Raw genomic sequence first — 23831 nt, 5'->3', positions numbered from 1 at the left:
CGCCTCGCGTCGCAGTCCGGGGGCCGCCGTGGGGTCACGTCCGGCCGAGCCGGTCGCCCACCATGGGGTCGAGGTAGCGGATCAGTACGTCCTTGACCTCCTGGATGTACGCCGTGCGCTCCGCGCCCTCGTGGGCGAGGACCAGCTCGAGACCGGCCTTGTAGATGCCGAGGCAGACATGGGCCGTGCGCGTGACGTCGGCCGCGGAGGCCTCGGGCAGGAGCGAGGCGAGCAGGTCCTCGACGCGGCCGATCAGGGTGGCGTGCAGCTGGTCGTGCGCCTCGGTGATGCCGCCGGGCATGTCGGGGCCGTGCATCAGCGCGAAGAACACCGGGTGTTCGGTGTTGAAGGCCATGAACCGGTCGACGGCCGTGCCGACGGCATCCTTCAGCGAAGTGGCCGGGTCGACGGGGGCGAGCGCCTCGCCGTAGGTGTCCCGCATCTCGTGCACGAGCCGTTCGCCCAGCTCGATCGCGATCGCTTCCTTGTTCGGGAAGAACTGGTAGAGCGTGCCCGGCGAGACGCCCGCCTCGCGGGCGATGGCGTTGGTGCTGGCGGCGGTGTAGCCGGTGGTGCAGAAGACCTGGGCGGCGGCCTCGAGGAGCTGGGTGATGCGGCGCTCGCCGCGTGCCTGACGGCGGCGCGGCTGCTCCTTCTCCGCCCGCTCCTTCTCCGGCTGCCCTTTTTCTGGCCGCCCCTTCTCCGAGGTGTCGGACACGCGTTATCCCCAGCTCTCCGAAGGCGATTGACAAACGCGAGCGGTCGCTCGCATTCTTGAGAAACGCGAGCGATCTCTCGTGTTTGCCAGTTTATGGCAATGACCGACCCGTGCTGCCTGCCTGAACGGACATGGGTCACGGTGAAGGGGACACCTCACGATGACCGAAGTCAACGAGGCGCCGCACTCGGGGGACGGGCCGCCCCGGCCCGGCGGCTGGACGCGATTCGTCACCGCCCGTCCACGCCTGTCGCTGCTGGTGGCGCTGGTGCTCACCGCGCTCGCAGTGGTGGCCGGCAGCCGGGTCGCGGACCATCTGGGCAGCGGCGGCTGGGAGGACCCGGCCGCCCAGTCGACGTACGCGACCAAGGCGCTGGAGCGGGAGTTCCCCGGCTCCCAGCCCAATCTGCTGCTCCTGGTCGGCTCCGGCCACGCCTCGGTCGACGATCCGGCGGTCGCCGCCCAGGCCCGCGAGCTGACCGAGCGGCTGGCCGGCGAGCAGGGTGTGACCGGCGTCGGCTCCTACTGGCAGACCAAGTCCCCGTCCTTGCGAGCCAAGGACGGTCACGAAGCCCTGATAGCCGCCCGCATCACCGGCGACGAGAACGCGATGGGCAAGACCCTGGACCGCATAGCGCCCCACTACCGGGGCGCACACGGTCCGGTCCAGGTGAAGATCGGCGGCATCGTCGCGGTGCGGCACGAGATGCAGACGATCATCAAGGAGGACCTGACCCGGGCCGAGATGATCGCCCTGCCCATCACGCTGGTCCTGCTGGTGATGGTCTTCGGCAGCGCGATCGCGGCCCTGCTGCCCCTCGGTGTCGGCATCGTCGCCATCCTCGGCACGAACGCGGTGCTGCGCGGGCTGACGGTCTTCACCGACGTCTCGGTCTTCGCGCTGAACCTCACCACGGCCCTCGGCCTCGGCCTCGCCATCGACTACGCGCTGTTCATCGTCCGCCGCTACCGCGAGGAGCTGTCCACCGGCGCCGACCCGCGCACCGCCATCGGCACGACGCTGCGCACGGCCGGCCGTACGGTGCTCTTCTCCGCCCTCACGGTCGCGGTGTCCCTGGCCGCCATGATGGTCTTCCCGCAGTACTTCCTGCGGTCCTTCGCCTACGCCGGCATCGCCGTGGTCCTGCTCGCCGCGGCCGCCGCACTGGTCCTGCTCCCGGCTGCCCTGATCCTCCTCGGCCACCGGGTCAACTCCCTGGATCTGCGCCGCCTCTTCCGCCGCGGCCAGACGCCTTCAGGGGCCGAGGGAACCGGCTGGGCGCGCGCCGCCTCGCTGGTGATGCGCCGCGCCCCGCTCTTCGCGCTCGGCACCACCGCCCTTCTGGTCCTGCTCGGACTGCCCTTCCTGGGCGTGAAGTTCGGCACCGCCGACGACCGCCAGCTGCCCTCCGGCGCCGAGTCGCACGTGGTGCAGCAGCACCTGCGCGACGGCTTCCCGGGCAGCCCCGGCGGCGGCCTGGAGATCCTCGCCGAGGGCAGGGCCACCGGCGCCCAGTACGCCGACTACCAACGGCGGGTGGCCGCCCTGCCCGAGGTGGTCCGGGTCGACGGGCCGCTGGTCAAGGGAGACTCGGCCTACTTCACCGTGCAGCCGAGGGGCGAGGCCGTCGACGACGCCGCCCAGCGCCTCGTCGGTGACCTGCGCTCCCTGAAGGCGCCCTTCGACACCAAGGTGACGGGCACGGCCGCCGTCCTGGTCGACTCCAAGCACGCGATAGGCGAACGCCTGCCATGGGCGGGCGCGTTCATCGCGATCGTCACCCTGCTGCTGGTCTTCCTGCTCACCGGCAGCGTGGTGATACCCCTGCAGGCGGTGGTGCTCAACGCGCTCAGCCTGACGGCGATGTTCGGCGCGGTGGTCTGGGTCTTCCAGGACGGCCATCTGTCCGGCGCGCTCGGCTTCACCAGCCCCGGCTCGATAGAGACCACCCTGCCCGTGCTGATGTTCTGCGTGGCCTTCGGCCTCTCCATGGACTACGGCGTGTTCCTGCTCTCCCGCATCAAGGAGGAGTACGAGCGCACCGGCGACCACAACGAGGCGGTCCGCCACGGACTCCAGCGCACCGGCGGGCTGATCACCGCGGCGGCGGTCATCCTCGCGGTGGTGATGGTCGCCATCGGCACCTCACGGGTGACCAACACCAAGATGCTGGGCCTCGGCATAGCGCTCGCGGTGCTGATGGACGCGATGGTCGTGCGCAGCCTCCTGGTCCCGGCGATCATGCGGCTCACGGGCCGTGTCACCTGGTGGGCCCCGGCCCCGCTGCGCCGCTTCCACCAGCGGTTCGGTCTGAGCGAGGGCGAGCCGGCCGCGCCCGCGGAGGTGAAGGAGACGGCGGGGGTGTGAGGCCGGCCGTGTCCGTGGCAGGGTGAGGCCCCATGAGAGCCGTGGTGTTCGAACAGTTCGGAGAGCCGGCCGAGGTGCGGGAGGTGCCGGATCCGGAGCCCGCCGAGCACGGGGTGGTGGTCCGGGTCGAGGCGACCGGGCTGTGCCGCAGCGACTGGCACGGCTGGATGGGCCACGATGCGGACATCACGCCGCCGCATGTGCCGGGGCACGAACTCGCCGGTGTCGTCGAGGCGGTGGGCGCCCGGGTGACCGGCCGGCGGCCCGGCGACCGGGTCACCGTGCCGTTCGTCTGTGCCTGCGGCAGCTGTCCGTCCTGCGCGGCCGGTGACCACCAGGTGTGCGAGCGCCAGACCCAGCCCGGCTTCCACCGCTGGGGCTCCTTCGCCCAGTACGTGGCCCTCGACCACGCCGATGTGAACCTGGTGGCGATCCCGGACGGGATGACCTACGCCACGGCCGCCGCCCTCGGCTGCCGCTTCGCCACCGCCTTCCGCGCGGTCGTGCGGCAGGGCCGGGTGGCGGCGGGGGAGTGGGTCGCGGTGCACGGCTGCGGCGGGGTCGGGCTGTCGGCGGTGATGATCGCGGCCGCCTCGGGAGCGCGGGTGGTCGCCGTCGACGTCTCGCCCCAGGCCCTGGACCTGGCGCGGAAGTTCGGCGCGGCGCGGTGCCTGGACGCGGCCGCTGTGCCCGACACGGCGGCGGCCGTACGCGAGCTGACCGGCGGCGGCGCCCACCTCTCCCTCGACGCGCTCGGCTCGCCCGGCACCTGCGCGGCCTCCGTCGGCTGCCTGCGCCGCCGCGGCCGGCACGTCCAAGTGGGCCTGCTGCCCTCGGCGGACGGCACCACCCCCGTCCCGCTGGCCCGCGCCATAGCCCTGGAGCTCGAACTCCTGGGCAGCCACGGCATGGCCGCCCACGCCTATCCGGAGATGCTGGAGTTGGTCGGGTCCGGCATGCTGCGCCCGGACCTGCTCGTCACGCGCACGATCGGGCTCGACGCGGTCCCGCAGGCCCTGGCGGCGATGGGCACGGCACCCGGATCGGGCGTGACGGTCATAGAGCCCTGGCGCTGAGCACGCCCGCCCCCGGTCCGGAACCGACATGATCCGCCGTCGACCCGATCCGGTGCGGGTCAGCTCTCTCTGCGGCCGCGGTTGCCGGGGCGGGAGGCCACCCAGGTGCGGACGGTGTCCGCGTACCAGTAGGGCTTGCCGCCCTCCACATGATCGGGCGGAGGCAGCAAGCCGTGCTTGCGATAGGACCGCACGGTGTCGGGCTGCACCCGGATGTGCGCCGCGATCTCCTTGTAGGACCAGAGCACTCGGTCGGTCATGAGTCGCACCTTCCCGCGCGCGCCGCGGCGGCGGCCGGGGGGCGGCCGTCGGGGGAGCCGGGCGCTGCGCTGGCGATCACCAGCCTGTGCCCGGTCAACGACGTGCAGTGACCATGGGGCAGCCCCTGTTGACCGAGTGTGACGAACAACTCGTCGAGGTGTGACACGTGTGACAAGGAGGGGGTGTTTGTGACACGGCCGCAGCAAAGGCGGACGGCGGCACACGGCCGGGGCGCGTCCACCGGGCAGGGGAGGGCGGGCCGGACCCGCTGCGCCGAGCCCGGCCCGCCGGCTTCCCCGCGTCCCTCGGTGATGGACCCGGCTCCCCCTCGGCCGAGCCGCCGAAGGCCCCCGCTTCCCCCGGGAGTCACCTGAGCGGACGGCGCCCAGCCTGCCCGGGCCGCTTGCCACCGGTCTTGGAGGCGGCGGTCGCCGCGAGGCTGCTGCTCGACGCGGTCGGCCGAGGGGAGCCGCCGGTGTCCGTGTGAACGATGCCGGTACGGTCCTCGCGCGGACTCCTGAAGTTCGTCGGGTGATCGCGGGTCGCTACGTGAACGCGGCGCGGTGGCGGGCCGTGTCCGACCAGGCCATGGCGCCTGTCGCGGGCCGGCTCCGGCGGGCGGGGCCTCGCGCCGCCGCCCGTGCGGGCCGGCCGGCCCCGCGGACCGGCATCTGCTGCCCGGACTGGTCCGGGTGGAGTACCAGGGGCACGGGGCTGTGTCGATCTGCGGCTCGGCCGTGTGGGCGCGACAAGCCACGAACAGCCCGCACTCGCACGGCAACGGATCCCGGCACCTCCAGGGGCGCTCTCACACCCCGCACGACCGAAGAAACGCCCGAGTCCGCCGGGCGATCGGCAGCGGAGCGTCCGGCTCGCAGGGATACATGTCCTGCTCGACGATCGCGAACAGCTCCACCCCAAGCCTCTGCGCCGCCTCCAGGACCGGCTCCAACTCGGGTACCCCGGAGGGGGGTTCGCACATCACGCCCTGGGCGACCGCAGGGCCGAACGGGGTGCCCTTCGCGCGCACGTCGGCCAGGATCCCCGGGTCGACCTGCTTGAGGTGCAGGTAGCCGATGCGCTCGCCGTAGGTCTCGATCAGCTTGACGCTGTCTCCGCCGCAGTAGGCGTAGTGCCCGGTGTCCAGGCAGAGCGACACCAGCTCGGAGTCGGTGCCGTCGAGGAAACGGGTGACGTTCTCCTCGCTGTCGATGTGGGTGTCCGCGTGCGGGTGGACGACGATCGTGAGGCCGTACCGCTCCCGCACCTCGTGCCCGAGGCGCTCGGTCAGCGAGGTGAGATTCCGCCACTGCCCGGGGGTCAGCGTGTCGGGCTCCAGCACCTCACCCGTCTTGTCGTCGCGCCAGAAGGACGGGATGACGACCAGGTGCCGGGCGCCCATCGCCTGGGTCAGGGTGGCGATGTCGGAGACGTGCGCCCAGGTCTTGTCCCACACGGCCGCGCCGTGGTGCAGGCCGGTGAAGACCGTGCCGGCCGACACCTTCAGACCACGCCGGGCGGTCTCCTCGGCGAGCACCGCCGGGTCGGACGGCAGATAGCCGTAGGGGCCCAGCTCGATCCACTCGTAGCCCGAGTCGGCGACCTCGTCGAGGAAGCGCCGCCAGGGGACCTGCCGCGGGTCGTCCGGGAACCACACGCCCCAGGAGTCGGGCGCCGATCCGACCCGGATCCGGGAAAGTGAGGAAGGTGTGGAAGGTGAGGAAAGCGAGGAGGGTGACAAGGACGTCATGGCCGTCAGCGTGCGGGGCCCGGGAAAGCGGTGTCAAGCTCTGGTCCGAATGTCTGGACAAAACATTGACAGGGCTCGGCGGACAGGACTAGAAAGCCGGGGAGAGCCGTGACGAAGGGAAGCCGATGGCGTACGACCTGATCACCATGGGACGGATCGGAGTGGACCTCTATCCGTTGCAAACCGGTGTCCCGCTCGCCCAGGTGTCGTCCTTCGGCAAGTTCCTCGGCGGGTCGGCGACGAACGTGGCGGTCGCCGCGGCCCGGCTCGGCCGGCGGACCGCCGTGATCACCCGCACGGGCGACGACCCGTTCGGCGCCTACCTGCACGAGGCCCTGCGCGGCTTCGGTGTCGACGACCGCTGGGTCACCCCGGTGGCCGGGCTGCCCACGCCGGTCACCTTCTGCGAGGTCTTCCCGCCGGACGACTTCCCGCTGTACTTCTACCGGCGGCCCAAGGCGCCCGATCTGGAGATCGACGCCCACGACCTGGACCTGGACGCCATCCGGGACACCCGCGTCTTCTGGGTCACCGGCACGGGGCTGAGCGAGGAGCCCAGCCGTACGGCGACCCTCGCGGCCCTCGCCCACCGCGCGAAGTCCGGCACGACGGTCTTCGACCTCGACTGGCGCCCGATGTTCTGGGCCGACCCCGCCGAGGCCCGCCCCTTCTACGCCGAGGCCCTGCGCCACACGACGGTCGCCGTCGGCAACCTGGACGAGGTGGAGGTCGCCACCGGCGTGCGCGAGCCGCATGCCGCGGCCCGCGCGCTCCTGGACGCGGGCGTCGAGATCGCCGTGGTCAAGCAGGGACCCAAGGGCGTCCTCGCCGTGAACAGCGAGGGCGAGTCGGCGGAGGTCCCGCCGCTCCCGGTCACCGTCCTGAACGGCCTCGGCGCCGGGGACGCCTTCGGCGGTTCCCTGTGCCACGGCCTGCTGGAGGGCTGGAACCTGGAGACGATCATGCGGCACGCCAACGCGGCCGGCGCCATCGTCGCCTCCCGTCTGGAGTGCTCCTCCGCGATGCCCACCCCCGCCGAGGTGGCCGCCGCGCTCGAGGCCGGAGCGGTCCTGTGAGGGCGGGCAGGGTGGCAGGCGCGCACCCCGAAGGCGCCGCGGGCGGGGACGCCGCCCGGCAGCCGCGCGTCGATGTCGCCGAGCTGGTCCGCACCCGCACCCACCACCCCGAGGCGATCGCCGAGGCCGCGCTGCGCCGGGCCCGCCGCCCGCTGCTCAACGAGAACGGCCGGCTGATGATCGTCGCCGCCGACCACCCGGCCCGCGGCGCGCTCGGCGTCGGCGACCGCAAGCTCGCCATGGCCAACCGCGCCGACCTGCTCGAACGGCTGTGTCTCGCACTGTCCAGGCCCGGCGTCGACGGAGTCCTCGCCACCGCCGACATCCTGGACGACCTGCTTCTGCTCGGCGCCCTCGACCACAAGGTGGTCATGGGCTCGATGAACCGCGGCGGCCTGCAGGGCGCCAGCTTCGAGCTGGACGACCGCTTCACCGGCCACCGCCCCGAGGACATCCACCGCCTCGGCTTCGACGCCGCCAAGCTGCTGCTGCGCATCGACTACGACGACCCGGGCTCCCTGACCACGCTGGAGTCCACCGCCCGCGCCATCGACGCGATGGCCGCGCACCGGCTCCCGGTCTTCGTGGAGCCGTTCATCAGCCGCCGCGGTCCCGACGGACGGCTGCGCAACGACCTGAGCGCGGAGGCGGTCACCAAGTCCATCGCCATCGCCTCGGGCCTCGGCGGCTCCTCCGCCTACACCTGGCTGAAGGTGCCGGTCACCGAGAACCCCGACGACATGGCCCGGGTCATGGAGACCTCGACCCTGCCGGCCGTGCTGCTCGGCGGAGACATCGGCGACTCGCCCGAGGAGCAGGTCGCCGCGTACGAGAAGTGGCGCGGCGCGCTGCAACTGCCCACCGTGCGCGGTCTGGTGGTCGGCCGCTCGCTGCTGTATCCGGCGGACGGCGATGTGGCCGCCGCCGTGGACACCGCCGTAGGACTGCTGTGAGGGCCGCATGACCAGCACCGACCTGCACCTGCCCCGGGGTGCCACCGCGAACGCCCAGTACACCGTCGACATCGACCCGAAGCGGGCCGGCTGGGCACACAGCAGCCTGCGGATCGTGGAGTTGTCACCGGGCGGTACGCATACGTTCACCACGGGGGACAGTGAGTGGATCGTGCTTCCGCTACAAGGCGGATGTACCGTACAAATTGAGGAAAAAGAGTTTCAACTCCTGGGTCGGGAGAGCGTGTTCGCGTCGGTTTCCGACTTCGCGTACGCGCCCCGTGAGACCCGGGTCCAGATCGCCTCCGGCGCGGGAGGCCGCTTCGCCCTGGCAGGAGCGAAGTGCGAGCGACGACTCCCCGCCCGCTACGGCCCCGCGCCGGAGGTCCCCGTCGAACAGCGCGGCAGCGGCACCTGCGCCCGTCAGGTGCGCAACTTCGCCTCCGCTGCCCGCGCCGGAGGCGCTGATGAGCAGGGCTTCGACTGCGACAAGCTGATCGCCGTGGAGGTGATCACCCCCGGCGGCAACTGGTCCTCCTACCCGCCGCACAAGCACGACGAGCACCGGCCGGGCGAGGAGTCCGAGCTGGAGGAGATCTACTACTTCGAGATCGACGGCCCGAACGGTTTCGGCTATCAGCGCGTGTTCCCCTCGCGCGAGGGCGGATCCGACGTTCTCGCCGAGGTCCGCTCCGGCGACGCCGTCCTCGTCCCCGACGGCTGGCACGGCCCGTCGATCGCCCAGCCCGGCCACGCCATGTACTACCTGAACGTCATGGCCGGGCCGGGTGCCACGCGGGAGTGGCGGATCTGCTTCCACCCGGACCACGTAGAAAGCACAGGGGGGTACCGATGACGACCTCGACGACGAGGCTCACGGTCGCTCAGGCACTCGTCCGCTTCCTCGCCGCCCAGTACACCGAGCGCGACGGCGAGCGGCAGCGGCTGATCGGCGCCACCTGGGGCATCTTCGGCCACGGCAACGTGGCCGGGCTCGGCCAGGCGCTGGTCGAGTACGCGGACGTCATGCCGTACCACCAGGGCCGCAACGAGCAGTCCATGGTGCACGCGGCGGTCGGCTACGCCCGCCAGTCGAACCGCCTGTCCACGCACGCGGTGACGACCTCCATCGGCCCGGGCGCGACCAACCTGGTCACCGGCGCCGCTCTGGCCACCGTCAACCACCTCCCGGTCCTGCTGCTGCCCGGCGACGTCTTCGCCACCCGCCCCGCCGACCCGGTCCTGCAGCAGCTGGAGGTGCCGTACGCGGGCGATGTGTCGGTCAACGACAGCCTGCGCCCGGTGTCGCGGTACTTCGACCGGATCACCCGGCCGGAGGCCCTGATCCCGAGCGCGCTGCAGGCCATGCGGATCCTCGCCGACCCCGTGGAGACCGGCGCGGTCACCCTCGCGCTGCCGCAGGACGTGCAGGCCGAGGCGTACGACTGGCCCGAGGAGTTCTTCGCCGAGCGCGTGTGGATCGTACGGCGTCCAGGCGCGGACCCGACCGAGCTGGCCGAGGCGGTCCGGGTGGTCCGGGCGGCGAAGCGGCCGTTCGTGATCGCGGGCGGCGGAGTCCACCACAGCCGCGCCGAGGAGGCGCTCGCCGAGTTCGCCGAGGCCACCCGGATACCGGTCGCCTCCACCCAGGCCGGCAAGGGCTCGCTGCGCCACGATCACCCGCAGGACGTCGGAGGCGTCGGCCACACCGGCACCGCCACGGCCGACGAACTGGCCCGCACCGCCGACCTGGTGATCGGCGTGGGCACCCGCTACACCGACTTCACCACGGCCTCCGGCACCCTCTTCGAGAACCCGGACGTACGTTTCCTCAACCTCAACATCGCGCCCTTCGACGGCCACAAGCTGGCCGGGCTGCCGCTGATCGCGGACGCCCGCAGCGGCCTGGGCGAGCTGACCGAGGCGCTGATGATGCACGAGCACCGGGTGGCCGACTCGTACGTCACCGAGTACACCGAGGACAAGGAGCGCTGGGAGCAGCGCGTCGACGCCTGCTTCGAGGCCGACGAGCCGGATGTACGGCCCACGCAGCCGCAGGTCATCGGGGCGCTGGACGCCCTGGTGGACGAGTCGGACATCATCATCAACGCGGCCGGCTCGCTCCCCGGCGACCTGCACAAGCTCTGGCGCGCCCGGTCCCGGGACCAGTACCACCTGGAGTACGGCTACTCCTGCATGGGCTACGAGATCCCGGCCGCGATCGGTGTGAAGATCGCGGCGCCCGAGCGCCAGGTGTGGGCGCTGGTCGGCGACGGCACGTATCTCATGATGCCGACGGAGATCGTGACCGCCGTCCAGGAGGGCATCGCGATCAAGATGCTGCTCGTGCAGAACCACGGGTACGCCTCGATCGGCGGTCTGTCGGAGTCGGTGGGCGGCGAGCGGTTCGGCACCGCCTACCGCTTCACCTCGCACGACGGCACCTTCACCGGTGCCCCGCTGCCCGTCGACCTCGCCGCCAACGCGGCCAGCCTCGGCATGCGCGTGCTGCGCGCGAAGACCGTACGGGACCTGCGCGCGGCGCTCGCCGAGGCGCGGGCCGCCGACACTGCCACATGTGTCTACGTGGAGACCGAAACGTCCGACACTGTGTCGGGCGCGCCTCCGGCGCAGGCCTGGTGGGATGTTCCTGTGGCCGAGACCGCGACCCGATCGTCCGCGGTCAAGGCACGTGAGCTGTACGAACGGCACGTCTCGACCCGACGCCGCCATCTGTAAAAGGAGTTTCTGGGCATGACGAAGATCGTCAACCACTGGATCGGCGGCAAGACCGCCGAAGGCGCGTCGGGTACGTACGGGCCGGTCACGGACCCGGCGACCGGCGCGGTCACCACCAAGGTCGCGTTCGCGTCGGTCGAGGAGGTGGACGCGGCCGTCGCGGCGGCCAAGGACGCCTTCGCGACCTGGGGCCGGTCCTCGCTGGCCCAGCGCACCTCGATCCTCTTCAGGTTCCGGGCGCTGCTGGACGCCCACCGCGACGAGATCGCGGAGCTGATCACGGCCGAGCACGGCAAGGTGCACTCCGACGCGCTCGGCGAGGTCGCGCGGGGCCTGGAGATCGTCGACCTGGCCTGCGGCATCAACGTCCAGCTCAAGGGCGAGCTGTCCACGCAGGTCGCCAGCAGCGTCGACGTGGCCGCGATCCGCCAGCCGCTCGGTGTCGTCGCGGGCATCACGCCGTTCAACTTCCCGGCGATGGTCCCGATGTGGATGTTCCCGATCGCCATCGCGACCGGCAACACCTTCGTGCTCAAGCCGAGCGAGAAGGACCCGTCGGCCTCCATCAAGATCGCCGAACTGCTGGCCGAGGCCGGTCTGCCCGACGGCGTCTTCAACGTCGTGCACGGCGACAAGGTGGCCGTCGACCGCCTCCTGGAGCACCCGGACGTCAAGGCCGTCTCCTTCGTCGGCTCGACCCCGATCGCCCGCTACATCCACACCACGGCCTCCGCGAACGGCAAGCGCGTGCAGGCGCTGGGCGGCGCCAAGAACCACATGCTGGTCCTGCCGGACGCCGACCTGGACGCGGCCGCCGACGCCGCCGTGAGCGCGGCCTACGGCTCCGCGGGCGAGCGCTGCATGGCCATCTCCGCGGTCGTCGCGGTCGGCTCGATCGGCGACGAGCTGGTCGACAAGATCCGCGAGCGCGCCGAGAAGATCAAGATCGGCCCCGGCAACGACCCGGCCTCCGAGATGGGCCCGCTGATCACGAAGGTCCACCGCGACAAGGTGGCCTCCTACGTCGAGGGCGCGGCCGCCGAGGGCGCGGAGGTCGTGCTCGACGGCACCGGCTACACGGTCGAGGGCTTCGAGGACGGCCACTGGATCGGCATCTCGCTGCTCGACAAGGTGCCCACGTCCGCCAAGGCCTACCAGGACGAGATCTTCGGCCCGGTGCTGTGCGTGCTGCGCGCCGACACCTACGAGGAGGGCCTGGCCCTCATCAACGCCTCGCCGTTCGGCAACGGCACCGCGATCTTCACCCGGGACGGCGGCGCGGCCCGCCGCTTCCAGCTGGAGGTCGAGGCCGGCATGGTCGGCGTGAACGTCCCGATCCCGGTCCCCGTCGGCTACCACTCCTTCGGCGGCTGGAAGGACTCGCTCTTCGGCGACCACCACATCTACGGCAACGACGGCACGCACTTCTACACCCGCGGCAAGGTCGTCACCACCCGCTGGCCCGACCCGGCCGACGCCCCGGCGGGCGTGGACCTGGGCTTCCCGCGCAACCACTGAGGTGACTCGAGGGCCGCTCCAGGCCCCCGTCAGGCCGTCCGGATTCCGGACGGCCTGACATTTTTTTGACGCCCCAGCTGCGATTCCCGTTCACGTGGGATGAAACGGGTGGCGAAGGAGTTACGGCCAGATGACCTTTGAAAACAAGGTCACAACCGACTGAGGCTTGATGGATGCCCTTATTGGGCGTCGCAGCCTGTGAAAGTGATGCCGAACACCTCTCGCCCGAGGTGCGGATTCCGAAGGTAAACGGCCATTGACGCGGCGGTTTTCGTCGGGGTTCTCTATGCAGCGCCGGGAGCGGACGAGACGAACGTATGACGAGCCGCCGGAGGCGATAGCGCTCCCGACCCCACCTCAGTCACACGAGTCGATCGGAACCCGCCGCATGACCGACACGCTCCGCTCTGTCGAGACAGCTGTCCTCGACGCGTCCGTGGCCTCTGAAAGCCCTCAGAAGCTCAAGCGCTCCATCGGGGTGGTCGGCGGCACCCTGCTGACGCTCTCGTGCGTCACGCCCGCCTCCACGCTCTTCGTGGTCGTCCCCGACCTGTTCGGCTCCCTCGGCACCGCCACCGCCCTGACGATCGCCATCGGCTCCCTCCTCTGTATCGCCGTGGCGTTCTGCTACTCCGAGCTGGGCACCCTCATCCCCAGCGCGGGCGGCGAGTACGCCATGGTGTCGACGATGGCCGGACGGCTCGCCGGCTGGCTGGTCTTCGTGCTCTCCCTGCTGGTCGTCATGATCGTGCCGCCGGTGATCGCGATGGGCACGGCGGACTATCTGGCGCCGATCGTGCACCTGGACCCGTCGCTGACCGGTGCCGGCGTGATGCTGCTCGCCACCCTGGCCGGACTGCTCGACCTGCGCGCCAACGCCTGGATCACCGGCATCTTCCTGGTCCTGGAGGTCATCGCCGCCGGTGTCGTCGCGCTCCTCGGCTTCACCCACAGCCACCGCGGGGCCGGCAGCCTGGTCTCCATGCAGGTGGCCGGCGGTGACGGCCACACGGACACCGTGACGGCCATGCTGGTCATCTCCGGGCTCGCCATCGCCCTCTTCGTCACCCAGGGCTTCTCGACCGCCGTCTACCTCTCCGAGGAGCTGGAGCACCCGCGCCGCAACGTCGCCCGCACGGTACTGGCCACCCTCGCGATCTCCACCGTGATCATCCTGGTCCCGGTCGCCGCCATCACCATGGGCGCCTCCGACCTCAAGGAGCTGACCGGCGGCGACATCAGCTCGATGGTCACCGCCTGGTCCAATTCGGCGGTCGGCACCTTCGTGAGCCTCTGCGTCGCCCTCGCGATCATCAACGCGGGCATCGTCATGGTCATCCAGAACTCCCGCGTCCTGTTCGCCTCCGCCCGCGACAAGGCCTGGCCCGAGCCGGTCAACAACGTCTTCTCCAAGCTCGGCCGCTTCGGCTCCCCCTGGGTCGCCACGCTCGCGGTCGGTGTCCCCGGCGCGCTCCTCTGCTTCGTCAACCTGGACACCCTCTACGGCGTCACGGGCGTCTCGGTGACCGGCATGTACCTGCTGGTCGCGGTCGCCGCCCTGCTGGCCCGCCGCGGCTCCCACAAGCACACGCCGGCCTGGCGGATGCCGCTGTGGCCCGCGATGCCCATCGTGCTGATCGTGGTCCTCGCCTACATCCTCAGCCAGCAGGAGGCGAGCTACCTGCTGTGGACCGGCGGCATCACCGCCGTCGCCACCCTCTACTGGGCCTTCTACCTCCGCCCGCGCCGCGAGACCCGCTGGCTGGTGTCGATCCCGGAGGACACAGAGGCCTGATCGCCCCGAAGGGGGGCGTCCCAGGGGCGCGGGGCCCTGTCGATATGCGGCTCCGCCGCGTGGGCGCGACCAGCCGCAACGGACCCGCAGCCGGGTGACCGCGATCGCGACCGAGCTCGTGGCCGTACCGCGAATGCGGTACGAAGCGGCAGGCCCGTACTCCCTGGGGAGGGGCGGCCGTTCGGCCCTCGGGCGGCATCGATTGTCCGTGCCGCCCCGTACCGTTGAGACATGGATCTTCGAGGGCCCGCGCCGCGTGGGCTGCTGAAGGGGCCGCGTCGGCTGATGGCCGCCGCGGCCGCCGTCATGGTGCTCGTCGGCGCCGGCACCTGGACCGCCGTCGCCTCCGACGACGCGTCGCCGGTGCACCGCAGCGACCGGATCATGACCATGGCCGACGGCACGCGCATCGACACCTCCTACTTCACCGGTGCCCAGGCCGGCCGCCGCCCCGCCGTCCTGCTGGGACACGGCTTCGGCGGCACCAAGGACGACGTACGTGACGAGGCCGAGGACCTCGCCCGGTCCGGATACGCGGTGCTGACCTGGTCCGCACGCGGCTTCGGGCACTCCACCGGAAAGATCGGCCTGAACGACCCGCGGCACGAGGTCGCCGACGTCTCCCGGCTCATCGACTGGCTGGCGAAGCAGCCCCAGGTCCGCCTCGACAAGCCGGGCGACCCGCGCGTGGGCATGGCCGGCGGCTCCTACGGCGGCGCGATCTCCCTGCTCGCCGCCGGATACGACCACCGGGTCGACGCCATCGCCCCGGCCATCACCTACTGGAACCTGGCCGACGCCCTGTTCCCGAACGGTGTGTTCAAGAAGCTGTGGGCCGGCGTCTTCTTCAACACCGGGGGCGGCTGCGCCAAGTTCGAGCCGGAACTGTGCCGGATGTACGACCGCGTCGCCGAGTCGGGCACCCCGGACGCGGCCGCCCGCAAGCTGCTGGAGGAGCGCTCGCCGTCCGCGGTCGGCGACCGCATCAAGGTGCCCACCCTGCTGGTGCAGGGCCAGACCGACTCCCTGTTCACCCTCGCCCAGTCCGACGCGGCCGAGCAGGCCGTCCGCGCGAACGGCGCCCCGGTGGACGTCGACTGGATCGCGGGCGGACACGACGGCGGCGACCTGGAGAACACCCGGGTGCAGGGCCGGGTGGAGGCCTGGTTCGACCGCTACCTCAAGGGGGACAGGTCCGCCGGCACCGGCCCGGCCTTCCGGATCACCCGCACCGGCGGCGTCGACTCCACCACCGGCGCCGCCCAGCTGCGCGGCGCGAGCGCCAAGAGCTATCCCGGCCTGCACGACCACCGGCGGAGCATCGCCCTGACCGGCGGCGAGCAGCGCTTCGCCAACCCGGCCGGCGCCAGCCCGCCCGGCGTCTCCGCCCTGCCCGGCCTCGGCGGCTCCGGCGGACTGGCCCAGCTCTCCGCGCTCGGGGTCGGCGTCTCCCTCGACTTCCCCGGCCAGTACGCGAAGTTCGACTCGGCCCCGGTCGCCACCGACCTCACCGTCACCGGCTCGCCGACCGTGACCGCCCATGTCACCTCCACCAGCGAGGACGCCGTCCTCTTCGGCAAGGTCTACGACGTCGGCCCCGACGGCACCCAGCAGGTGCTGCCCTCGCAACTCGTGGCCCCCCTGCGGGTGACCGGCACCAAGGCCGGCAAGGACGTCACGATCACCCTCCCGGCGATCGACCACCAGGTGCAGAAGGGCCACCGGCTCCGCCTGGTCCTCGCCTCCACCGACCTCGGCTACGCCTCACCGGCCGCCCCGGCGACCTACACCGTCTCCGTCGAGGGAGCCCTCAGCGTGCCGACGGCGCCCGCCGTCACCACCGCGGCAGCCCCCCTGCCCGCCTGGGTGTGGTGGCTGCCCCTGGCCGGCGCAGCGGGCGCGCTCGCCCTGCTGCTGGCCGGCCGCCGTCGTACGACCGCCCCCGCGCCCGCCCCGGAGCTCGCCGAAGTCCCACTGCGGATAACGGACCTCAGCAAGCGGTATGCCAGGTCCGCCGACCGGTACGCGGTGCGCGAGCTGTCGTTCCACGTGGAGAAGGGCCAGGTCCTCGGTCTGCTCGGGCCCAACGGCGCGGGCAAGACCACCACCCTGCGCATGCTGATGGGTCTGATCAAGCCGGACGGCGGCGAGATCCGTGTGTTCGGCCACGCCGTCCGGCCGGGCGCGCCCGTGCTGTCGAGGGTCGGCGCCTTCGTGGAGGGCGCGGGCTTCCTGCCGCACCTGTCCGGCCGGGAGAACCTGGAGCTGTACTGGCGGGCCACCGGCCGCCCGCCCGAGGACGCGCATCTGGACGAGGCCCTGGAGATCGCCGGCCTCGGCGAGGCTCTCGCCCGCGCGGTGCGCACCTACTCCCAGGGCATGCGCCAGCGCCTGGCCATCGCCCAGGCCATGCTCGGCCTGCCCGACCTGCTCATCCTGGACGAGCCCACCAACGGCCTCGACCCGCCCCAGATCCGCGAGATGCGCGAGGTGATGATCCGATACGCCGCCGGCGGCCGTACGGTGATCGTCTCCAGCCATCTCCTCGCCGAGGTCGAGCAGTCCTGCACCCACCTCGTGGTGATGGACCGCGGCCGGCTCGTGCAGGCCGGTCCGGTGCGGGAGATCGTGGGCTCCGGTGACACGCTGCTGGTCGGCACGGGCACGCCGGTGGAGGAGCCGGTCGTGGAGAAGGTGGCCGCGCTGCCCGGCATCGCCTCGGCCGTGCGCACCGAGGACGGGCTGCTGGTCCGCCTCGAATCCGCAGGCACGGCCGAGCAACTGATCGTGGAGCTGGTGCGCCTGGAGGTGCCCATCACCTCGGTCGGCCCCCACCGGCGCCTGGAAGACGCCTTCCTCACCCTGATCGGAGGTTCCGCGTGAGCGCGCTCACCGAGCCCGTCGAGGTCGCCTCCGGCTACCGCGCGGGCCGCACCCTGCCGTTGCGCGTCGAGCTGGCCCGGCAGCTGAAGCGGCGCCGTACGCTGATCATGGGCGGGATCCTGGCCGTGCTGCCGTTCGTGCTGCTGATCGCCTTCGCGATCGGCGGCGACCCGGCCGCGCGCAACGGCCGGGTCACACTGATGGACACGGCCACCTCGTCCGGCGCCAACTTCGCCGCGGTGAATCTGTTCGTCTCCGCGGGCTTCCTCCTCGTGATCCCGGTCGCCCTGTTCTGCGGGGACACGGTCGCCTCCGAGGCGAGCTGGTCCTCCTTGCGCTATCTGCTCGCCGCGCCCGTGCCCCGCGCCCGTCTGCTGTGGTCCAAGCTCGTCGTGGCGCTCGGGCTCAGCCTCGCCGCGATGGTGCTGCTGCCCGTGGTGTCCCTCGCGGTCGGCACGGCCGCCTACGGCTGGGGCCCGCTGCAGATCCCCACCGGCGGCGCACTGGATTCGGGTACGGCGCTCCAGCGGCTCGTGGTGGTCGTGGCGTACGTCTTCGTGTCCCAACTGGTCACCGCCGGGCTGGCGTTCTGGCTGTCGACCAGGACGGACGCACCGCTCGGGGCGGTCGGTGGCGCGGTCGGCCTGACCATCGTCGGCAATGTCCTGGACGCCGTCACGGCCCTCGGCCACTGGCGCGACTTCCTGCCCGCGCACTGGCAGTTCGCCTGGGCCGACGCCGTGCAGCCGCACCCCGAGTGGTCGGGCATGATCCAGGGCACGGCGATCTCCCTGACCTACGCACTCGTGCTCATCGCCCTGGCCTTCCGGGGATTCGCCCGCAAGGACGTGGTGTCATAGCGGGCTTTCCGCACCATACGATCAATTGATTCGCCGACCAAATGTGAATACCTCTGAAGAAATCTTAGTAATGCACTTCTTCACTCCTGTGGCATTCATGCGTATGGAGTAGTGCATCGCTTTTTGCTGGCCGCAGGCTGCTATGTTCTCCATCTGTCGGATCAGAGGTGACTTTCACGTGAGGTGAATCATGAAGAAGGCAGTTTTCACAACTGCGGCATTGGCAATCGGCGCGAGTCTTGTGGGTGGCTCCGCCGTCGCTGCCTCGGCCGCCGGCAAGGCGCCCGCCCACCAAACCGGTCCGCTCGGCCTCATGTCCAAGACCGACGTGACTCCGGCGCTCGTGCCCGCGGCCGACACCGTGATGCGGGTGGCTCGCAAGGGCAGTCTCACCAAGGGCAGCGCGTTCGACGAGCAGCAGTCGGCGAGGGTCTCCGGCACCTACAAGCCGGCGAGGATCTCCGGCGTATACCTGGACGGTATGGGCCACAGCAGCAGCACGAAGCCCGCGGTTCCGGTGAAGAATCCGGTCGGAACCGGTTCCGTTCAGCTCCACCCGCTGAATGGGCCGACCAGCGCCGGGCTCGGCGGACTGCTCAACCAGGCGTGACGAAACCGCTCGAAGCTCGGCGTGCGGCGGAAGTCCCACTGCTTCACCATGCTTTCGCTTTCATGTGCTCCCCCTGTTCACGGGACAGAGACCCGGAATTCTGACACTCTGATCCGGTTCTCGTCAGCCGGAGACCGACACCGCGAGGCCGCGGGACGATCGGCCCGGTGGCGGCCCTGGTCCGACCCACATCCGTACCTCGAAGGCGCAGGCCCAGAGGCCGGATCGGGACCAGCGGCCCCGCATCCACTCGGCGCCCGACGGCGTGCCGGGACTCGCCCCTAGCCTTCCGGCCCACTGGACCCCTCCTTGCCAGTGGGCCGGACGCATGTCGGCGTTCATTCCGGCCTTGTACGGCCCGGGCGAAACGCAACGACACCGATTCCATGTCTGCGGCATGTGCGGATTCATTCCGCCATCCGATGGAATCCATCCCGTACGGGCGGTGTCAGCGTGACTTTTCACCGCATATTTCGGTTTCTTGCTATGTAAGCGTGGCCTACCGTGAATTCAGGAAGGAACCGAGTTGCCCAGGAAGTTCGCGGTCCTCACTGCACTCGCCCTTGCCGCTGTCTGTGGCAGCGCCGGCGTTGCCTCCGCCCATTCGAACACGACCAACGCCACTGGCGGTGACGGCTTTTCGTCGTCTCCGGTCGTTGTGAACGCCCCTCAGCAAGGCGTTCTCGTCGTCAACGGCACGCTCGTCGATGGCCGCTGCATCGCGCCGTGGTCCAACGGTGCCGTTCTCGCCGGCACCGTCGCGACGAACCCGCACTACGCCGCGTGCAACACGGCGACGGTCAACCAGCAGCAGCAGGCTTCGTACACCGGCGGCCTGCTCTTCTGACCTCCTGCTCCGAGTAATTCCGAGTAGGTGAACCCCCCGAAACGCAGCCCGGAAAGGCCATCTCATGCGTAACAAGGTTACGGCCATCTCCGCCCTCGCCGCAGGCATCGTGCTGGCGGCCGCCGGCGCCGCCGCGGCCGACAACTGCACCACTGTCACCGGCGGTAACGGCTTTTCTTCGCCTCCGGTCGTTGTGAACGCTCCCCAGCAGGGTGTTCTCGTCGCAAACGGCGACGCGGTCGACCTCCGCTGCGTGGCGCCGTGGTCCAACGGTGCCGTCCTCGGTGGCGTCGCCGCGCCGAACTCGCACTACGCGGCCTGCGACACGGCGGATGTAAACCAGCAGCAGAACGCTCCGTACGCGGCCGGCCTGCTCTTCTGACCTCCACACGCTCCGACCCCTTCGGAGCAGGGCGGACGTCCCCGGACGTCCGTTCGCAACCCGTCCTCCCCATCCGAAAGGCGCATCTCATGCGTAACAAGGTTACGGCCCTCTCCGTCCTGGCGGCGGGCCTCGTCCTCGCGGCCGGCGGTACCGCTGCGGCCGACGACACGAACACCACCGTCACCGGCGGCAACGGCTTCGCGGAGTCCCCCGTCGTCGTGAACTCGCCCCAGCAGGGGATCGCCGTCGTCAACGGCGCCCTCATCGACGGCCGTTGCATCGCGCCGTGGTCGAACGGTGCCGTTCTCGCCGGCACGGTCGCCCCGAACTCGCACTACGCGGCCTGCGACACGGCGACGGTCAACCAGCAGCAGATGGCTCCGTACACCGGCGGCCTGCTGTTCTGACAGCGCCTCTGCCAGGCGGTCCGCCGAATTTCGGCGGACCGCCATCGGTTTTTCTCGGCCCGTCCCTCCGGGGGCGGGCCCGCGCATTGACCGAAACAAGACTCTTTTCGTGGCGCACGGCGAACCCTGAGTACGCCGAAGGCCGGCTCCGAGAACCACGGAGCCGACCTGAATCGCCACAACCGGTATACGTCCGCTACTTGACGGCCGGCAGTTTGGCGGGCGCCTTGCCGTTGAGGGGATTCGGCAAAGTGCCGCCGAAAACGGGGGTTTTCACCACGCCCGACCGCTTCACGCCGTCCGCCGTGTGCCTGACGTCGCTGGCCAGGGCGCCGGTCGGCAGGTCGGTCGCGTTGGGGAGGGTGTGGGCGATCGCCTTGCCGTCGTCGAGGATGCCCTGTGCCGGGGCGTCGGCCGCGAGAGCGGGGGCCGCGGTGCCCGCGAGGGCGAGCGCGCCGACAAGGACGGCGGCAGCCTTCAGACTCTTCATTGCGTTCCTTTCTGCGTGACTCGGACCGCCGGAGGTACTCCCTCCTCAAAGCGTCGCGAGCACCTGAGATCTCGGTTCATCCGGGCTAACGAGTAAGGGACGCCACGGGAAACTCCGCCGACGGCAAGTTCCCGGAACTCATACGAAAAGACCTGTTGATCAGGAGGGCGGCGGACAGGCCGCTAATCCCGTCTGACGGGGAATTTCATCGGATTATCTTCAAGGTCCGCCATTGGAGTGTCGTGACTCCAAGCGGGTGATCTCATGCGTGAAATAGCCCCAGGTGAAGGACGTCATTCCGACACCAGTTGACGGCTCCGCAGATACATACCGATAAGCGGTTAGTGTTGTCTCCCGAATCCGACGCATTTTATGTCGAACCTACGAACACACTCCGTGTGCTGGGTTCGGAGACTTTCTTCGGAAGGGAAGCCTCGGTCATGCGCACTCCCCTTGGTCCTGTCCCGCATCGTGCGGTGCCGTCCGTCGCTCGTGGTCCGCACGTCCTGCACATCACTCAGCCGGTAGAGGGCGGTGTCGCCCGGCTTGTGACGGACTTGGCGGCGGCACAGCTCGCCGCAGGGCTGCGCGTCACCGTGGCCTGCCCGGCGGGCGGCACACTGACGAACGCACTGCGCGCGGCGGGCTGCAGCGTGCTCCCCTGGGAGGCGACCCGTGCACCGGGGCCCCGGCTCCCGGGCGAGGTACGCCGACTGGCGCGCCTCGTGCGTGATGTACGGCCCGATGTGGTGCATGCGCACAGCGCGAAGGCGGGGCTCGCGGCGCGGCTCGCCGTGCGCGGCCGCCTCCCGACCGTCTTCCAGCCGCACGCGTGGTCGTTCGAGGCCGTGGACGGGGTCATGGCCGGGGCGGCACTGCGATGGGAGCGCTTCGGGGCGCGCTGGTCGTCGCGTGTCCTGTGCGTGAGCGAGGCGGAACGGCGTACCGGGGAGCAGCACGGCATCACCGCCCGGTGGCAGGTGGTCCCCAACGGCGTCGACACCCGCCGGTTCCGGCCGGAGGGCGACAGCGTGCTGCGGTCCGGAGCGGGTCCGCTCGTCGTGTGCGTGGGACGGCTGTGCCGCCAGAAGGGCCAGGACGTGCTCCTTCAGGCCTGGCCCGCCGTGGTGCGGCAGATGCCCGGCGCCCGGCTGGTGCTGGTGGGTGAGGGCCCGGACGCGGACCGGCTGCGCGCCGGCGCGCCCGCGTCGGTGGAGTTCGCCGGCCCGGCACGCGACGCCGCCCCCTGGTACCGGGCCGCCGACGTCGTGGTCCTGCCGTCCCGCTGGGAGGGCATGGCGCTCGTCCCGCTGGAGGCCATGGCCTGCGCCCGGCCGGTCCTCGTCACGGACGTGGACGGAGCGCGCGAGAGCCTGCCGCCCGGCCATCTGCCGTACTGCCTGGTCCCGCCCGAGCGGCCGGAGGCGCTGGCGTGGGCGCTGACGGCGCTGTTGCGGCGTGCGCCGCTGCGCGCGGCGCTGGGCGCACAGGGCCGCGCCCATGTGCTCGCCGCCCACGACGTACGGCACACCACGGATGCGGTGATCGGCGTGTACCGCGAACTGCTCGGCGTTGCCGTCAGGCCGTTGGTCGTACCCAACCAGAGCAGAGAGTCCATCACCACATGACTGCGGAAAGAACCGTTCCTTCTCCTGCTGGGGAGCCTGGGGCGACGGGTCGCGCGGTCTCCGTCCTCACCCCGCCGGGTTCTGCCGCCGGGCGCCAGATCCCCTCCGGGCGGGGATCCCGGCGCCCGCGGCAGAGTTCCTGGACGCCCCTGCTGATCGTCGACTGCGGCGGCACCCTGGCGGGCGCCCTGGTCGTGCCGGGCGCTCACCGGTACCCCTTGTTCATCGCCTTCCTGGCCCTGTGCGTGATCGGCCTGAACCGACGGGCCCTGCTGTACGACACCTCGGTCGTACCCGGCGTGCTCGACGAACTGCCCGCCGTCTGCGGGCGGGTCACCGTCGGCTGGGCGCTCGTCGCGGCGTTCTCCCCGCTGCGTTCGCTGCCGAGGACCGTGCTGGTCACGGCGTGTGCCGTGCACTGCCTGGTGGCCTGCGTGGGCCGCGGGGCGGTGTACCTGCGTCGCCGCAGGGCGCTGCGGCACCGGCCCCGGCCGGCACTGGTGGTGGGCTCGGTACCGGTGGCCATGCGGGTCGCGGACGCGTTGCAGCGCTGCCCTGGCTGTGAGGTGCGGCCGGTGGGCATCGTCGCCGACGCCCCGGGCTCCGTCCCCGACTCCGGCGACAGGCCCGCGCTGCCGGTGCTGAGCACGGGCGAGGAGGCGCGTCGCGCGTGCGTCCAGAACGGTGTGGAGACGGTGCTCGTCGTGGAGCCCGCGACCCGGGTGCGCAAAGCCTCCCTGCTGCGGGATCTCGCCGAGTCCGGATGCGCACTGTGGGAGCTCGACGCGGAGCCGTCGTCGTACGGCCCGCGCGGGCCGCGTGCGCGGGCGGGACACCTCGCGGGTTTCTCCCGCCGGCTGTTGTCCCCGGGCACCGGGCCGCGGCGCGAGAGTGTGGTCAAGCGGCTGCTCGACGTGGCCCTCTCCGGCTCGCTCCTGCTGCTCGTCAGCCCGGTGCTGCTGGTGTGCGCGGCCGTGCTGAGGGCCGCCGAGGGGCCGGACGTGGTGTTCCGGCAGGAGCGGATCAGCAAGGACGGACGGCCGTTCACCATGCTGAAGTTCCGCACCCACCGCCCCTCCAGCGCGCACGAGGCCGCGACCCGCTGGAGCGTGGCGGACGAGCGGGAGATGAGCCGCTTCTGCCGGTTCCTGCGGCGCACCTCGCTGGACGAACTGCTCCAGCTGTGGAACGTCTTCCGCGGTGACATGAGCCTGGTCGGACCGAGACCCGAACGGCCTTACTTCGTCAACAAGTTCAGCCAGGTCCATTCCGGCTACCCGGCACGCCACCGGATGCGGACCGGGATGACCGGACTCGCCCAGATCCACGGTCTGCGCGGCGACACCTCGATCGAGGACCGCTGCCGCTTCGACAACGCCTACATCGACAACTGGTCGCTGTGGCAGGACATCTGCATCCTGGTGCGCACGGCGGTCCTGTTCGTACGGCCGACGGGGAGCTGACCAC

Annotated in this window: 20 protein-coding genes; 16 read left to right on the top strand and 4 right to left on the bottom strand. The window is 71.1% G+C overall.

Annotation, left to right across the window (positions count from 1 at the left end; all coding sequences use genetic code 11):
* Window positions 1-34: 34 nt before the first annotated feature.
* On the bottom strand, window positions 35-718 hold the full coding sequence (locus tag AVL59_RS41325) for a TetR/AcrR family transcriptional regulator (protein ID WP_067314726.1): 684 nt from the start codon (window positions 716-718) through the stop codon (window positions 35-37).
* Between the two features lie 160 nt (window positions 719-878).
* Between AVL59_RS41325 and AVL59_RS41320 the strand changes: the two genes are divergently transcribed.
* Together AVL59_RS41320 and AVL59_RS41315 are read left to right on the top strand one after the other, a co-directional pair.
* Entirely contained in the window at window positions 879-3086 is a 2208-nt protein-coding gene (locus AVL59_RS41320; RefSeq protein ID WP_067314724.1) for an MMPL family transporter, read from the top strand.
* 32 nt (window positions 3087-3118) lie between these two features.
* Window positions 3119-4162, top strand: coding sequence for a zinc-dependent alcohol dehydrogenase family protein (locus AVL59_RS41315; protein ID WP_067314722.1), 1044 nt, complete (start codon window positions 3119-3121; stop codon window positions 4160-4162).
* A gap of 59 nt (window positions 4163-4221) precedes the next feature.
* Here AVL59_RS41315 and AVL59_RS41310 read toward each other — a convergent pair whose 3' ends face one another.
* Together AVL59_RS41310 and AVL59_RS41305 are read right to left on the bottom strand one after the other, a co-directional pair.
* Complete coding sequence (locus tag AVL59_RS41310) at window positions 4222-4422, bottom strand: helix-turn-helix transcriptional regulator (RefSeq protein WP_067314720.1); 201 nt, start codon at window positions 4420-4422, stop codon at window positions 4222-4224.
* Window positions 4423-5231: 809 nt separating this feature from the next.
* A complete protein-coding gene (locus tag AVL59_RS41305; RefSeq protein ID WP_067314718.1) occupies window positions 5232-6173 on the bottom strand; it encodes a sugar phosphate isomerase/epimerase family protein in 942 nt (313 codons plus the stop codon).
* Between the two features lie 125 nt (window positions 6174-6298).
* Here AVL59_RS41305 and iolC point away from each other — a divergent pair, with 125 nt between their 5' ends.
* The 12 genes from iolC to AVL59_RS41245 all read left to right on the top strand — a co-directional run bounded on the left by iolC (window position 6299) and on the right by AVL59_RS41245 (window position 20246).
* The gene (gene iolC / locus AVL59_RS41300) at window positions 6299-7249 is read left to right on the top strand and encodes a 5-dehydro-2-deoxygluconokinase (RefSeq protein ID WP_067314716.1); all 951 of its coding nucleotides are present in this window, start codon (window positions 6299-6301) and stop codon (window positions 7247-7249) included.
* A gap of 83 nt (window positions 7250-7332) precedes the next feature.
* Entirely contained in the window at window positions 7333-8202 is an 870-nt protein-coding gene (locus AVL59_RS41295; protein ID WP_067318389.1) for a Cgl0159 family (beta/alpha)8-fold protein, read from the top strand.
* A gap of 7 nt (window positions 8203-8209) precedes the next feature.
* Window positions 8210-9058, top strand: a complete 849-nt coding sequence (gene iolB, locus AVL59_RS41290; protein WP_067314714.1) for a 5-deoxy-glucuronate isomerase — start codon at window positions 8210-8212, stop codon at window positions 9056-9058.
* Complete coding sequence (gene iolD / locus AVL59_RS41285; RefSeq protein ID WP_067314713.1) at window positions 9055-10941, top strand: 3D-(3,5/4)-trihydroxycyclohexane-1,2-dione acylhydrolase (decyclizing); 1887 nt, start codon at window positions 9055-9057, stop codon at window positions 10939-10941. The genes iolB and iolD overlap by 4 nt, the downstream gene beginning before the upstream one ends.
* Window positions 10942-10956: 15 nt before the next feature.
* Window positions 10957-12459, top strand: a complete 1503-nt coding sequence (gene mmsA / locus AVL59_RS41280) for a CoA-acylating methylmalonate-semialdehyde dehydrogenase (RefSeq protein WP_067314711.1) — start codon at window positions 10957-10959, stop codon at window positions 12457-12459.
* Between the two features lie 388 nt (window positions 12460-12847).
* Complete coding sequence (locus AVL59_RS41275; protein ID WP_067314709.1) at window positions 12848-14254, top strand: APC family permease; 1407 nt, start codon at window positions 12848-12850, stop codon at window positions 14252-14254.
* A 231-nt stretch (window positions 14255-14485) separates the two neighbouring features.
* Window positions 14486-17137 (top strand): CocE/NonD family hydrolase, encoded by a 2652-nt coding sequence (locus tag AVL59_RS41270; protein WP_067314707.1) that lies wholly within the window; start codon window positions 14486-14488, stop codon window positions 17135-17137.
* Window positions 17134-17997 (top strand): ABC transporter permease, encoded by an 864-nt coding sequence (locus tag AVL59_RS41265; protein WP_067314705.1) that lies wholly within the window; start codon window positions 17134-17136, stop codon window positions 17995-17997. Before AVL59_RS41270 ends, AVL59_RS41265 begins: the two co-directional genes overlap by 4 nt.
* A 313-nt stretch (window positions 17998-18310) precedes the next feature.
* A complete protein-coding gene (locus tag AVL59_RS41260) occupies window positions 18311-18607 on the top strand; it encodes a hypothetical protein (protein ID WP_237281808.1) in 297 nt (98 codons plus the stop codon).
* A gap of 526 nt (window positions 18608-19133) precedes the next feature.
* Window positions 19134-19454 carry a hypothetical protein gene (locus tag AVL59_RS41255; RefSeq protein ID WP_067314702.1) on the top strand — a complete coding sequence of 107 codons (321 nt, stop codon included), beginning with the start codon at window positions 19134-19136 and terminating at the stop codon, window positions 19452-19454.
* A gap of 64 nt (window positions 19455-19518) precedes the next feature.
* A complete protein-coding gene (locus AVL59_RS41250; RefSeq protein WP_067314700.1) occupies window positions 19519-19836 on the top strand; it encodes a hypothetical protein in 318 nt (105 codons plus the stop codon).
* Window positions 19837-19925: 89 nt separating this feature from the next.
* Window positions 19926-20246: a hypothetical protein gene (locus AVL59_RS41245; RefSeq protein ID WP_067314698.1), complete on the top strand. Its 321-nt coding sequence runs from the start codon at window positions 19926-19928 to the stop codon at window positions 20244-20246.
* A 196-nt stretch (window positions 20247-20442) separates the two neighbouring features.
* Here the strand turns inward: AVL59_RS41245 and AVL59_RS41240 are convergent, their stop codons facing one another.
* Complete coding sequence (locus AVL59_RS41240) at window positions 20443-20736, bottom strand: hypothetical protein (RefSeq protein ID WP_067314697.1); 294 nt, start codon at window positions 20734-20736, stop codon at window positions 20443-20445.
* 440 nt (window positions 20737-21176) lie between these two features.
* Here AVL59_RS41240 and AVL59_RS41235 point away from each other — a divergent pair, with 440 nt between their 5' ends.
* The gene (locus AVL59_RS41235) at window positions 21177-22364 is read left to right on the top strand and encodes a glycosyltransferase (protein ID WP_079147246.1); all 1188 of its coding nucleotides are present in this window, start codon (window positions 21177-21179) and stop codon (window positions 22362-22364) included.
* Entirely contained in the window at window positions 22361-23827 is a 1467-nt protein-coding gene (locus AVL59_RS41230; RefSeq protein WP_067314693.1) for an exopolysaccharide biosynthesis polyprenyl glycosylphosphotransferase, read from the top strand. The genes AVL59_RS41235 and AVL59_RS41230 overlap by 4 nt, the downstream gene beginning before the upstream one ends.
* Window positions 23828-23831 lie beyond the last annotated feature (4 nt).

It is taken from the genome of Streptomyces griseochromogenes (genome assembly GCF_001542625.1).
GTDB lineage: Bacteria > Actinomycetota > Actinomycetes > Streptomycetales > Streptomycetaceae > Streptomyces > Streptomyces griseochromogenes.
This window is presented reverse-complemented; position numbering and strand designations above follow the sequence as displayed.